Here is a 12,286-nt window from a genome sequence, read left to right on the forward strand (position 1 = left end):
AAAAAGCTGCTCCCAATGATCACGTTGTTTACGCCAAAATCGGTTTGCGCCTTGGTGCCAAGGCCCATGGCAGATACATCACCACCCACAGCACACCCAATAACATGATAATCACGCTAATATACAACGCCCCATGACCAAACATATGCTGCAATGGTTCAAGTGGCGAACCCGGTGCTGCTGTATTTAAAAAGAAAAAATTCGTCTGCAGACGCGCATTGACCCACAAAACAAACGGCACCGCGCCACATAAGAAGACCACTGATCGCCACAAATCACGCCAATTTGGCACCATTTCACCACTCACCATCAACATTAACGGATACGTAATCAACAACGCGTGAATTACAAAACTTTGTAACGCCCATTGATTTAAGAGTGGATAATACGCCCAATCCGGGAAAATTTCTGCCGCTACGGCACCCCAAATTGTCAAACTGTACAAAATGGTCTGGGTTGTTTTATTTGGCCTGATAGCATCAATTGCAACCATCATCAACCCAAACCCACATAAATGAAATGGCAACAGATTAGGGTCCCATCGTCCGGTTGTGGCTAAATAAATATCCTTAAATAATTCCATCGTCCAAATCGCCAACGCAATCCCCCAACGTTGATGGCGCCGGCCGGCCAACGGCAAGCGTTGATAGCGATGCACCAAATAATAAATGCCAATCGCCAGTACGCCTAATACCGCGAGATGTGTTCCCGAAAATTGGCCAAATCCAATACCAGCTGGTACATCTGGCTGGTACGTCAAATAATAGTTAAACATCCATAATCCCCCATGAATAAGTATGAGAATTGAATAATACCGTTCCTGCTTAATTTACGCTATCATTAATAGATAACAATTGAGATTCGGGGAAGAAAACATGAAGACCTATGCAATCGTTGGCAATCAGTTCGAAGGCCTTTACACCAAGCCTTGGTCTGAGGTGCAACGCTATACACACACCAAACCAGCACCAAAGTATAAGGGATTTGCCACGCGTGCCGAGGCACAAGCGTGGTTTGATGATCAAACCGGGGCGTCGGGCAATACGGCGCGCCAATACGTAACCGCCTACGATGGTCAGTTCAACGCCGAGCCAAGCCGTTACTACATCTTTACCGATGGTGGCAGTCGAAATACCGGTAACGTAGCGGGTGGTCACGTCCGTCCAACCGACAAGGCAGCCTGGGCCATCGCAATTTATCGTGGTGATGATATGCAAACGCCGGTCTTTACTGATAGCGGTGCCTTTTTCGGGCGAACAAACAATGAGATGGAAATTCTTGGTTTGATTAACGCCTTGCTTCAAATGGCCAAGGTCAGCGAGCCAGTAACTATTGTGAGTGATTCAAAGTACGTTTTAGATACGGTAACCGACTGGATGTACAACTGGCAATCAAACGGTTGGCGTAAAGCTAGCGGTGAAATCGCAAACCTAACTGCTTGGCAACAAGTCTACGAATTGGTTCAGCAAGTGCAAGACCGCTTGGCATTTATTTGGGTTAAGGGGCACGCGACAAGTGCGGGAAATATCCGCGTTGATCAGTTGCTGAATGACGCCATGGATCAGCTGAAAAAGTAATCAAAAACAACCTGTCTGACTAAAAGCAGACAGGTTGTTTTTGATTTAAAACGCTGGAAACCCTTGCTATTACTGTTTTGTGATTTTATTCACTATCATCTTTAGAAAATCTAAACCTTTTGTAGTGAATGTTTTCACAATAAGAAATAACGCCCTCTAAAAGGTTGCTAACGTTCGCTGCGCAAGTTCGGTCTCATCCCCATATGCCATCACCAACACTGGTAACTGTAACGTCATTTTGAGATCTTCTGCCACCACATCCTGCTCGTTACCCAGCGATACGCCAACGCCAGTTAATGCGTACAATGCACCATATAGGCGGGCCATACGCTGCATTCGTAAGAGTAACGCATCCTTAGTTTCAGGCACCTCAAACACCCCATGTTCGCGGCAACCGCCGTCTTCATAAACCGCACAGATGACTGAATCTGGTGCCACATTAAACGTTAAAACTGCCATATATGCCCCCAATCTTAACTTTCATATGCGAACAAAATGTAAATCTTTCTAACATCATCTTAACATTTATGTATAACCAGTTTGTGAAGTTCACAAACTCAGCCTATGAAACTTATGGTACGAATTAACACTGTATACAAAAATACGTTTCAATATGCATATTCTTGCATATTGAAACGTATAGTCGCCTTATTGTTTTCTTAATATTTTATCGAGGGTCAACAAAACACCATCATTATTATTATCGTCTAGGGCTGCAGGGTAGCGCTCTAGCAATGAGTCATCACCATTTTTCATTGCATATGGGTGCGCTGCCAAAGCTAACATTTCCGCATCATTTAGTCCGTCACCAAACGCGACCAACGATTGATCAGCGGTCACGCCGTAATAATCTGCCAGCACTTTAATACCATTTGCTTTATTCACATCTGGTGCCACGATATCAACTGACCCATAACCAGACGTTGTCACGTGGGCGGCTGACCCCAATGCTTGTTGCGCAGCTTGAATAAAGTGATTCGTCTGATGCTCTGCATAGCCAATCGTTACTTTTAAAATCGGTTCATCAATTTCTGCTAGGCTATCAATCATCGTAACATGTGCAAACATCATCAACACTAGTGATTGATGGGCTAAATTTAACCGACCTTGATCACGCAACATATATACGCCGTGACGCCCGGTAAACAAGGCACCTTGCCGAGGATCGAAGGGCAGGTCGGTCACAACTTGCATCATGGTTGCGACCTCTGGCACTTCAAGCCCCGACACCTTCAACGTTTGACCATCCGCAGTCTTAACAATCGCACCGTTATCAGCCACTAAATCATAACGCCCCGCAAAGCGTTTAAAATGTTTATCAATTTGCTCTTCATCGCGACCACTAGCCACGATAAATCTCGCATCCTGTGCCGCTAATATTTGTAAAATGCGATCAAAATGGTCCTCATTAAAACGCTTCACGTCCGTTAAAAAAGTACCATCTAAATCAGTCGCGACCAAGCTAATTTCTGCCATTGTCATTTACTCCCCAATCCAGTTCACTGTTTTACCTTTAATTGTACTTAATTTGGGCCTAGTTTTCCGCAAATAACCCCTAAATTTAGACACGTAACATGTTAGAATATATCTAGTGTACTTTATATCACACATGTACTTATACAATTGAATACGAGGATTTTGTCATGAAATGGTTTAAGAAAATCCGATATTTGTATTTAGCAATTTGGGCAATTATTGCGGTCGTCGCAGTGCTCTTTTTGCCAAACATGTCGGATTTGGCGCAAACAAAGGGGCAAATCTCCTTACCTGCGTCATCACAGACTTCGAAGTCTGCTGACCTAAGTAACATCTACAACGGGGGAAGCGATCAAACTTACGATTTGACCGCAGTTTATACGTCATCAGATGGGAAGAAAATCAGCAAGGCAGAGAAAAAGGATCTTAAGGATACCCTTAAGAACTTGGAATTACGTGAGGAGCAATACGGCATCACTAATCTGACGTCATTTGCGACAAGCAAGTCCGTTGCTAACCGTCTGAACTCAAAGGATGGTATGACAACGCTGGTTCAAATCAGTGTCGACAAGTCACAAGGTAACGTCAAGGAAGTGGCCAACTCACTGACTGATGCGCTATCAACTGACGGGTTGAAGCTTCGTTTGACTGGTGAAGATTTGATCACGTATGACTTCGCAAGTACAACTCAGACTGGTGTGAAGCGTACTGAAATCATTGCCATTATCTTTATTTTGGTTGTGTTGATTTTGGTATTCCGCTCACCAATCGTGCCAATCGCCTCATTATTGACGGTCGGCATTAGCTACTTGGTCTCATTGAGCGTTGTCGGAAATTTGGTGCAAAGCTTCAATTTCCCATTTTCAACGTTCACCCAAGTCTTCTTGGTTGTGGTGCTATTTGGAATTGGAACCGACTACAATATCCTGATGTACTCACGTTTCCGTGAGCAATTGGGTATCGATGACGATCCAGTTACCGCCGCTTTAGCTGCTCGCAAGACAGCTGGCCGTACGATTTTCTACAGTGGTACAGCCGTATTGATTGGATTCGCCGCCCTTGGTTTGGCCAACTTCCAACTTTACAAGGCAACTAGCGCCGTCGCTCTTGGTGTGTTGGTCATGTTATTCGTGATGAGCACATTGAATCCAGCCATCATGTCGTTACTTGGTAAGACTTTGTTCTGGCCAAGTAAGAAGTTCAACGAACCTGAGACCAGCAAGCTTTGGACGAAGTTTTCATCGTTTGCGGTTGGAAAGCCAATTCTAACGATTTTGGCTGTCTTGTTGGTGACAGTGCCATTGGCAGTGACAAACAACAAGCCATTGAACTTTAACGACTTGTGGGAAGTTTCTGACGTGTATGACTCAAAGTCAGCCGTCCAAACGATTGAAGATCACTATCCAGCCGGCTACGCATCACCTGCAACGGTGTACATTCACTCAAAGAAGGCGATGAACAACAACGAAGCTTTGGCGATTATTGATAACCTAACTGGTCAAATCAATAACTTGAATGGGGTGGCCAGCGTTGCCGGACCAACCCGTCCAACGGCTGAAAAAATCACGTCACTTTACACGGCATCACAAAGTGCTACCTTGTCAGACAAGCTAGACGATGCCAAGACTGGGACGAAGACCATCAGCAAGTCTTTGACAGATGCTTCAAGTCAACTTAACAGCACTGATCAATTAGCATCAGCCGCTGCGCCATTGACTTCAAGTACCAACGATTTGGCGAATGGCGCTTCAGAATTGCAGGGGGCTTTGTCAACTTTGACAAGCGGTATGCAATCAGGTCAATCTAGCGCTGCGGAATTGTCATCTAACTTGTCAAACGCGGTTGCAGTTGTGAACGGCTTGGCAACGACGATTGATACATTAAATGCGTCAGTCCCAACTTTGACGGCTAACTTACGTCAAACAGCTGACACATTGGGCGCTGCGCAATCAGCTTTGGCCACTGCCAACCAAGGCTTCACGTCAATTCGTGACACCTTGAATGGTGATGCCTCTGTTAACCAAAACGGTAACGTGCAATCAGCCATTCAAACAGCTGGCTCAAACATTGATTCACTAACGGCTAGTTCACAATCATTGGCCAACGCCAGTGCGATGAACAACGATATGGTCACATCAGCTGAATCAATGAGCAGTAGCTTGTCACAAATTGCTGACAGCGTTCACCAATTGCAAGCTGCTTTGACTCAAATGCAAGCTGGTGCCGCCACACTAAGCTCAAGCTTGGACAGCGGTTCATCTGCTGCCGGTGAGGTATCAACCAAGTCAGGTGCTTTGACATCTGGTTTGTCATCATTGCAATCAGGTCAACAACAATTGAGCCAAGGCATTAGCGACTTGCAAAGCCAATCAAAGGAATTGCAAAGTGGTTTGTCTGAAGGTTCAGATGGTTTGAACAAAATCGGTAAGGGGTTGGGCACAGCCACAACTTACTTGTCTGATTTGAGTAACACCGGAACATCAGTCTTCTATGTACCAGCTGACGTCTTGAAGGGTAAGACGTTCAAGAGTGCTTTGACGAGTTACATGTCAGCTGATCACAAGACGTTGCAATTACAAGTGATTATGAATGAAAACCCATTCTCACGTAGTGCAATGCCAGTTTCAAAGAACATCCAAAAGGTAGCTACCAACGCGCTTCGCGGCACGAAGTTAGCTGGCTCAGAGGTTGCGATTGCTGGTACGGCTGCTCGTAACGATGATTTGAAGAAGATTTCTGAAGCTGACTTCATCCGTACTGCTGCCATCATGTTGGCCGGTATCTTGTTAGTGTTGATTATCATCACCCGTTCACTCATCAAGCCAATCTTGATTGTGCTTGGTCTATTACTTTCATACGGTGCCGCTTTGCACCTTGGTCAACTATTGATTGCCCAAGTAATGGACACGAATGAATTGTCATGGAATGTGCCATTCTTTAGCTTCATCATGTTAGTTGCCTTGGGCGTTGATTACTCAATCTTCCTCATGATGCGCTATCGTGAAGATGAAGGAAACGCTTCAACGCGAATGGTTACAGCGGCCGGTGTTATCGGTGCAGTGGTACTATCAGCCGCATTGATTTTGGCTGGTACGTTCGCAGCCTTGATTCCATCAGGGGTCTTGTCGTTAATCGAAGTTGCTACGGTCGTTATCATCGGCTTGGCATTCTTGAGTTTGATCGTCATGCCATTGTTCTTGCCTGCCGGGGTTGCCTTGGCAAACAAGCTATTGGTTAAGGCCGTTGAAAACGAGAGTTAATCAGGTTTAAACATAAAAAACGCATTCGCGCTAAGCGGATGCGTTTTTTTTTGCATATTAGTTTGTTATTGCTGCAAGGTATCTAGCGCAAGATATCAATTAAGTTCTTATTCGCTGCTTGCTTAGCTGGTAACAGGCCAAACACAATTCCCACGGCTGTGGAAACACCAAATGCTAACGAGACCGAAGCAGGGGTGACAATCGCTCTGAACGGCATCGCCATCGATGCAACAGCTGCCACACTAGTACCAATAACTAGGCCAATGACACCACCCGAAACCGTTAAAATAATCGCTTCTAACAGGAATTGCATCATGATATTTTTAGGCGTGGCCCCTAGCGCCAAGCGCACACCAATTTCTTGTGTTCGTTCAGAAACTGAAATGTACATCATATTCATCACGCCAATCCCAGCAATGAACAATGAAATACCCGCAATTGCGGCCACAAAATAGGTGATTCCTGAAATCGATTTGCTAATTCCCTTCAGCAACTTGCCCATATCGATATATTCATAGCGACCATCACGATGATGACTCCCTGATTTTTTCAGTTGATGCAAGGCCTGTTTAGCACCCAGACTTACCTGAGCACCAGGCTTAAAAGTTAGCTTAATACCATTACCTTGCTTCCCAGTACTCGAGTTAAGATACAGGGTCTTCGGCAACCGCGCATCAGCAGTTTTATTATGATAAACCCCAATAACCGTATACGTTGTTTGCTGGACCGTAACCGAAGTCCCAACGGCATTCGCTGCCGTCGTATACATCTTGGTTGCCAACTTATCCGACATCAACATGACCGGATTCTTCACTTCAAAATCATAAGTCGTCAAATTTTGACCCGCAACAATTGATTGTTTAACGGGCTTGTTCACCAAATCCGCCGTCATTGCTTGCTGACTGTCATTAATAATTGCAGTCATGCCAATTTTCTTCGTTTGTTGCAAAATTTCAACCTTCGCAACCCCCTTGAGATTAGCACCCGTCAACATAGTGACATCCCGATCATCAAAGCCCGGTTCATTTAAAAACATATCACGTGAATTATAGTAAATCTCCGCTGTTTGTTGCCCAGTTTGGGTCGTATCTAAATCCCGTAGCATCTGCTTTTTAACCCCCGCACCTAACGACATAATCGTGACGACTGACGCAATGCCTATGATAATTCCGATAGTGGTTAAAAAACTTCGCTTCGGATTAGCAATCAAAGCATGCCAGGATGCCTTCACTAACTCAGAAAATCTCATGATGACACCTCCGAATCTGAAATAATGCGACCATCTAGGATTTCAACCGTCCGCTTCGTTGCTGCGGCCACATTAGGATCGTGTGTTACTAAGATAATCGTTGTACCTTGGTCATTCAACTCTTTAAATAGTTGCATGATTTCAGCTGAGGTCCGACTATCTAAAGCACCCGTCGGCTCATCTGCAATCAGAAAACTTGGATTGGCAACCAGCGCACGTGCAATTGACACACGCTGTTGTTGCCCACCAGATAAAGCGGTGGGAAGCTTATCACCCGCGCCAGGCAGCCCAACCCGCGTTAATTGTTCATCAATCCGATCCTGCACTTGGCGTCGTTTTTCACCAGCATAAAGCAAGGGGAGGGCAATATTATCGCTCACCGACATCGTCCGAATCAGCTTAAAATTTTGAAAAATAAACCCCACGCTGGCATTACGGAAAGGCGTTAATTCAGCTCGTTTCAATGTTTGAATTTGTGTGTCATTAAATTGATACTCACCTTCAAATTGATCATCTAAAAAGCCAATAATGTTAATTAACGTCGACTTACCTGATCCTGATTGACCAATAATTGACACATATTCACCAGCATCAATCGACAAATTAATGTCATGCAAAACATGAAAGTGATTGTCACCTTGACGATACGACTTATTGATATTTTTTAAATTAATCACTAATCGTCACCTGTGCCGCATCTTTTAACTTATTATCCGGGTTCAGAATAATGCGTTCCTTAGCTTGTAGGCCGGCCGTGACAACTAAATAGCCATCTCGCTTTTCAGTTGTCACTGGCGTCTTACGGGCCTTACCCGCAACATAGCGATACACATGGCCGTGTTTAACGGCCGTCGTTGGCACCCGAATACCATCTTGCGGCACTGTGATCGTCAGTGATTGGCCATTCATAAATTGGGCCGCATCCAAGTTATCCGTTGTAAATGCATATCGCGCCATATTTTTACTGCTTTCTTTCGCCGGATTGGTCGACAAAAAATTAAGGGTAGTTTTCGCTTCTTGCTTTGTTGCTAAAGCCTTAATGGCGACATCGCGGTGATCTTTGACCTTGTCGTAGTCATACTCACTCACCAAACCAGTTGCTTGTAGACCCGAACCTGTAATGGCCAATTGTACTTTACCGCTCTGATCATAACTTACTGAAATCCGTCCATCGTAAGGGGCTGTCACCTGACCATACTGACTATTTTGCCCGCGTTGTAATGCTTGCTGACTCGTTTGCACATCCGCCTGTGCATCAGCTAAATTGCTTTTTGCATCACGCAATTGCGAGTCCAAATCCGCCCGTGACGGATCATCTGCAGGCAACTGTTGCAGTTGCTGCGTCAATTGATTAATTGTATTTTGCGCACTTGTCGCTACCCGATTGCCCTTATCAACTGTCGCTTCTTGCTCAGCCAAATCCATTGACTTATCCAAGAAAGTCGTTAGCAACACCTGACCAGCGGTGACGGTATCACCATTTGCAACGTTCAATTGTTGCACTTTCCCCTCAGGAATCGTCAATTGTTGCTGAGCAACTGGTGCCACCTTACCAGCCACCGTAAAGGTTGACTGTTTCACCGTTCCCACCTGATAGGTTGGTGTCCCGGCTTCTTTTGTTGCCTGATGATCAGTCACATACAAGACTGTTCCACCGATGACTGCGGCCCCTAATGGTACCAACACCATCCCTAATTTAACGCGCTTACGCATATCACATATCCCCCAAAAATATTTCTTATCACCTAAACACAATATCATACATCGTATAATATGCGAAGGTTTTCTGTCATATTTTTGAAACTTTTGTGTTCTTAATGTCAAAAACAATCACTTTAGATGTTATTTGTAACAAAAAACGTAGATACGATAGGGGGTTAAACTTTCGAAATACATTTAAAAACCGCCATGCAATTTTGCATAGCGGTTCATACGTAAATTTAACCGATGATAACTTCCTCGGTCGGATATTGAAAACTGGTTGGCTTTTCGCGAATATTCATCACAGAAAACATCACCGTATACAAGCCGACACGACCAATGAACATCACCATCATAATCACAATTTTCCCCAACGTGGTTAGATGGGGCGTTAATCCTAGTGAAAAACCAGTTGTTGAAAAGGCTGAAATAACCTCAAAAACAATATATTCTAAGCCTTCGCCCTTCGGAATCGTTTCGGTAATACTCAAGAAGAGCGACACGCCAATCACAAACACAATAGATATCACTGCCAGCATCATGGCCTTAATGACCACTTTTTGACTGAAACGCCGCCCACCAAAATTGACTTGTTCCTGGCCACGTAATGCTGCCATTGATTGCAACCATAAAATTCCCAGCGTCGTTGTTTTAATACCACCAGAAGTTGATCCTGGCGTTCCACCAACAAACATGAGCAACATGATAATCATCAGACCAGCTGCCGTCAAATCGCGTAATGGCACAACTTCCAGTCCCGCAGTTCTCGGTACAACAGCTAAGAACAAAGTGTCCATGATGCGATGCCAAAGTGACGTTGACCCAGCTAACGGCGTGAGCACTTTTTCCGTGAATAGGAAGAAAACAAACGCCAAACCGGTTAACCAGGCTGACACGTGCAAGGCCACACGAGTATGCAAACTCAAGCGACGTTGCTTGCGATAAAGTAATAAATCACGCCAAACCAAGAACCCAAGTGACCCAGCCGAAATCAGCAACATCCAAACAACCAGAATATACGGATCGTTCCGTAAAAAGAAGACCGGTTCGTCAAAGAACGTAAAACCCGCATTTCCAAATGCTGAAATTGACGACGCGATACTTAGGAAGATACCGTGGCTGGCGCCGAAGCGGGGAATGAAGTCCGGCATCATCAGAACCGCACCGATTAATTGAATAACCGCTGATAGTGAGAAGACATACGACAACACACTTTTCACATCGGCTAAACTGCCTAGGTTTAATGCTTGTTGGGCCATGAGTCGTGCTTTTAAATCCAGGCGTTGGCCTGTAATAGCAAACAACAGCACCGCAAACGTCATAAAGCCAAGGGCGCCAATTTCAATCATCACCAAAAGGACAATATGGCCAAACAATGACCACGTCGACGCTGTATCTAACACCGTCAAACCTGTAATCGCTGTTGCCGAAACGGCGGTGAACAAGGCGTCCATATAATGAACCGTTACCCCCGCTTTCTGCGATATTGGTAACATCAAAATGCCCGCGCCAGCGAAAATAATGACTAAAAATCCGAGGGTCAAAATTTGTGGCGGGGTCATTTTGCTAAGTAATTTTCTCATAAGTTAAGTATCCCCCAACTTTCTTTATTATACAGGAGTTGCGGCTTAGTTTTGCACAGAATTTTGTGGATAAAAATGGTAAAAATAAACTGTTTTACCCACATCCTGTGGAAAACTTGTGGATAAAAGCCTGATTTGTGCAACGAAACCCACTATCCACGGGGGAAAACTCAGTGTGGATAACTTGTGTGTAAATTCTTGCTACATGCAAAACGCCCATATAAGGGCATTTTCAACCGAACGTTAAGTTTAACCTTAATCAACAACGGGTTTTTATAGCTAACAGAACGTTATTTCTCGTTATCGTTCGCTTTTAGGCGGTTTATATCCCATTAAAAGGGGCCTTCATTCACAAAAATGCATTTAATCACGAATGTTACAAACTTACAGGTTATCAATTTTTGTATCTTTAGTTTTCAACCGATTCCGGGGTGTGCAAAACTTTTTTTAGTCCGTAGCGATCTGTGGATTTTTTGACATGTTTTTGTGACTAAATGCCGATATTGCAACGTTTTAACAGTTTTACACACTAAAATACCCATTCTGTGGATAAATGTGGATAACTTTCCCCAGAAATCGCTCTAAACTTTGATATAATAAGGTTTGTTAGATATCCACAACCTGTTTTTAACATGTGGATAAGCCAAAAGTTGCGATTTGTTTAAGCAGTTATCCACACCTGTTTAAAACTTCGAAGAAATCACTAATTTGATTAAGGAAAGGTAAAGACCATGAACGTAAAAATCATTGGCGTTGGCAAGCTAAAGGAAAAATATTTGAAAGATGGTATTGCAGAATACGCCAAGCGTTTGCAAAAGTTTGCAAAATTTGAAGTAATCGAGGTCCCTGATGAGAAGGCACCTGAACAACTTTCGCAAGCTCAAATGGATCAGGTAATGGCCAAGGAAGGAGAACGTATTCTTAGCAAGATTAAAGATAAGGAATATGTTTTTGCCCTCGCCATTAAGGGGCAGGAACGCAGTAGTGAAGAACTTGCTGCTGAAATTGATAAATTAGCACTGCGTGGCGATTCAGATTTAACCTTTGTCATCGGTGGTTCGCTTGGCCTAGCACCAGAAGTCATCGCTCGTGCTAATACACAAATTAGTTTTGGACGCTTTACTTTGCCACACCAATTGATGCGCTTGGTTCTGACTGAACAAATTTACCGTGCCTTCATGATCAATCAGGGATCGCCATATCACAAATAAAGCGTTTAATCGTTATTTGTATTGATATTATATTTTGATTCGGCGACTTATATCGTTTAACCAAAATAAATCTTACAAAATGACATTAAATTTTATGAAAGTTTCACGTGAAACATGATTTATTATGTATTGAAAACGCTTTCAAAAAGTATTTTAACTAAAGCGTGTGGGAAAACTACAATTCCCGCACGCTTTTTATTTTGTGACCCTGTTTCACAGGCAACCCAAA

Annotated in this window: 10 protein-coding genes; 3 read left to right on the plus strand and 7 right to left on the minus strand. The window is 43.9% G+C overall.

Annotated features, from left to right (window positions below; genetic code table 11):
* Positions 1-28 precede the first annotated feature (28 nt).
* Entirely contained in the window at positions 29-775 is a 747-nt protein-coding gene (locus ACJ28U_RS11630) for a TIGR02206 family membrane protein (RefSeq protein WP_407619375.1), read from the minus strand.
* A 100-nt stretch (positions 776-875) separates the two neighbouring features.
* Here ACJ28U_RS11630 and ACJ28U_RS11635 point away from each other — a divergent pair, with 100 nt between their 5' ends.
* Positions 876-1,577, plus strand: a complete 702-nt coding sequence (locus ACJ28U_RS11635; protein ID WP_010371170.1) for a ribonuclease H family protein — start codon at positions 876-878, stop codon at positions 1,575-1,577.
* A 156-nt stretch (positions 1,578-1,733) separates the two neighbouring features.
* On the opposite strand, the gene ACJ28U_RS11640 is transcribed toward ACJ28U_RS11635, so the two are convergent.
* The gene (locus tag ACJ28U_RS11640) at positions 1,734-2,036 is read right to left on the minus strand and encodes a hypothetical protein (RefSeq protein ID WP_407619376.1); all 303 of its coding nucleotides are present in this window, start codon (positions 2,034-2,036) and stop codon (positions 1,734-1,736) included.
* Between the two features lie 189 nt (positions 2,037-2,225).
* Positions 2,226-3,053, minus strand: coding sequence for an HAD hydrolase family protein (locus ACJ28U_RS11645; RefSeq protein WP_407619377.1), 828 nt, complete (start codon positions 3,051-3,053; stop codon positions 2,226-2,228).
* A gap of 167 nt (positions 3,054-3,220) precedes the next feature.
* Here ACJ28U_RS11645 and ACJ28U_RS11650 point away from each other — a divergent pair, with 167 nt between their 5' ends.
* A complete protein-coding gene (locus ACJ28U_RS11650) occupies positions 3,221-6,313 on the plus strand; it encodes an MMPL family transporter (protein WP_407619378.1) in 3,093 nt (1,030 codons plus the stop codon).
* Between the two features lie 82 nt (positions 6,314-6,395).
* On the opposite strand, the gene ACJ28U_RS11655 is transcribed toward ACJ28U_RS11650, so the two are convergent.
* From ACJ28U_RS11655 to ACJ28U_RS11670, 4 genes are all read right to left on the minus strand, one after another.
* Positions 6,396-7,562 carry an ABC transporter permease gene (locus tag ACJ28U_RS11655; protein WP_407619379.1) on the minus strand — a complete coding sequence of 389 codons (1,167 nt, stop codon included), beginning with the start codon at positions 7,560-7,562 and terminating at the stop codon, positions 6,396-6,398.
* Complete coding sequence (locus ACJ28U_RS11660; RefSeq protein WP_407619380.1) at positions 7,559-8,239, minus strand: ABC transporter ATP-binding protein; 681 nt, start codon at positions 8,237-8,239, stop codon at positions 7,559-7,561. Before ACJ28U_RS11660 ends, ACJ28U_RS11655 begins: the two co-directional genes overlap by 4 nt.
* The gene (locus tag ACJ28U_RS11665; RefSeq protein ID WP_407619381.1) at positions 8,232-9,275 is read right to left on the minus strand and encodes an efflux RND transporter periplasmic adaptor subunit; all 1,044 of its coding nucleotides are present in this window, start codon (positions 9,273-9,275) and stop codon (positions 8,232-8,234) included. Before ACJ28U_RS11665 ends, ACJ28U_RS11660 begins: the two co-directional genes overlap by 8 nt.
* Before the next feature lie 227 nt (positions 9,276-9,502).
* Positions 9,503-10,846, minus strand: a complete 1,344-nt coding sequence (locus tag ACJ28U_RS11670; protein WP_099087596.1) for a TrkH family potassium uptake protein — start codon at positions 10,844-10,846, stop codon at positions 9,503-9,505.
* 731 nt (positions 10,847-11,577) lie between these two features.
* Here ACJ28U_RS11670 and rlmH point away from each other — a divergent pair.
* Positions 11,578-12,057, plus strand: coding sequence for a 23S rRNA (pseudouridine(1915)-N(3))-methyltransferase RlmH (gene rlmH / locus ACJ28U_RS11675; protein WP_407619382.1), 480 nt, complete (start codon positions 11,578-11,580; stop codon positions 12,055-12,057).
* The last annotated feature ends 229 nt before the right edge of the window (positions 12,058-12,286 follow it).

This window comes from Weissella sp. MSCH1 (assembly GCF_045799135.1).
Classification (GTDB): Bacteria; Bacillota; Bacilli; order Lactobacillales; family Lactobacillaceae; genus Weissella.

Bases quoted from the DNA above. Each gene is read 5' to 3' on its own strand.
- ACJ28U_RS11630 (WP_407619375.1), bottom strand. From the start codon at position 775: ATGTTTAACTATTATTTGACGTACCAGCCAGATGTACCAGCTGGTATT.
- ACJ28U_RS11635 (WP_010371170.1), top strand. From the start codon at position 876: ATGAAGACCTATGCAATCGTTGGCAATCAGTTCGAAGGCCTTTACACC.
- ACJ28U_RS11640 (WP_407619376.1), bottom strand. From the start codon at position 2,036: ATGGCAGTTTTAACGTTTAATGTGGCACCAGATTCAGTCATCTGTGCG.
- ACJ28U_RS11645 (WP_407619377.1), bottom strand. From the start codon at position 3,053: ATGGCAGAAATTAGCTTGGTCGCGACTGATTTAGATGGTACTTTTTTA.
- ACJ28U_RS11650 (WP_407619378.1), top strand. From the start codon at position 3,221: ATGAAATGGTTTAAGAAAATCCGATATTTGTATTTAGCAATTTGGGCA.
- ACJ28U_RS11655 (WP_407619379.1), bottom strand. From the start codon at position 7,562: ATGAGATTTTCTGAGTTAGTGAAGGCATCCTGGCATGCTTTGATTGCT.
- ACJ28U_RS11665 (WP_407619381.1), bottom strand. From the start codon at position 9,275: ATGCGTAAGCGCGTTAAATTAGGGATGGTGTTGGTACCATTAGGGGCC.
- ACJ28U_RS11670 (WP_099087596.1), bottom strand. From the start codon at position 10,846: ATGAGAAAATTACTTAGCAAAATGACCCCGCCACAAATTTTGACCCTC.
- rlmH (WP_407619382.1), top strand. From the start codon at position 11,578: ATGAACGTAAAAATCATTGGCGTTGGCAAGCTAAAGGAAAAATATTTG.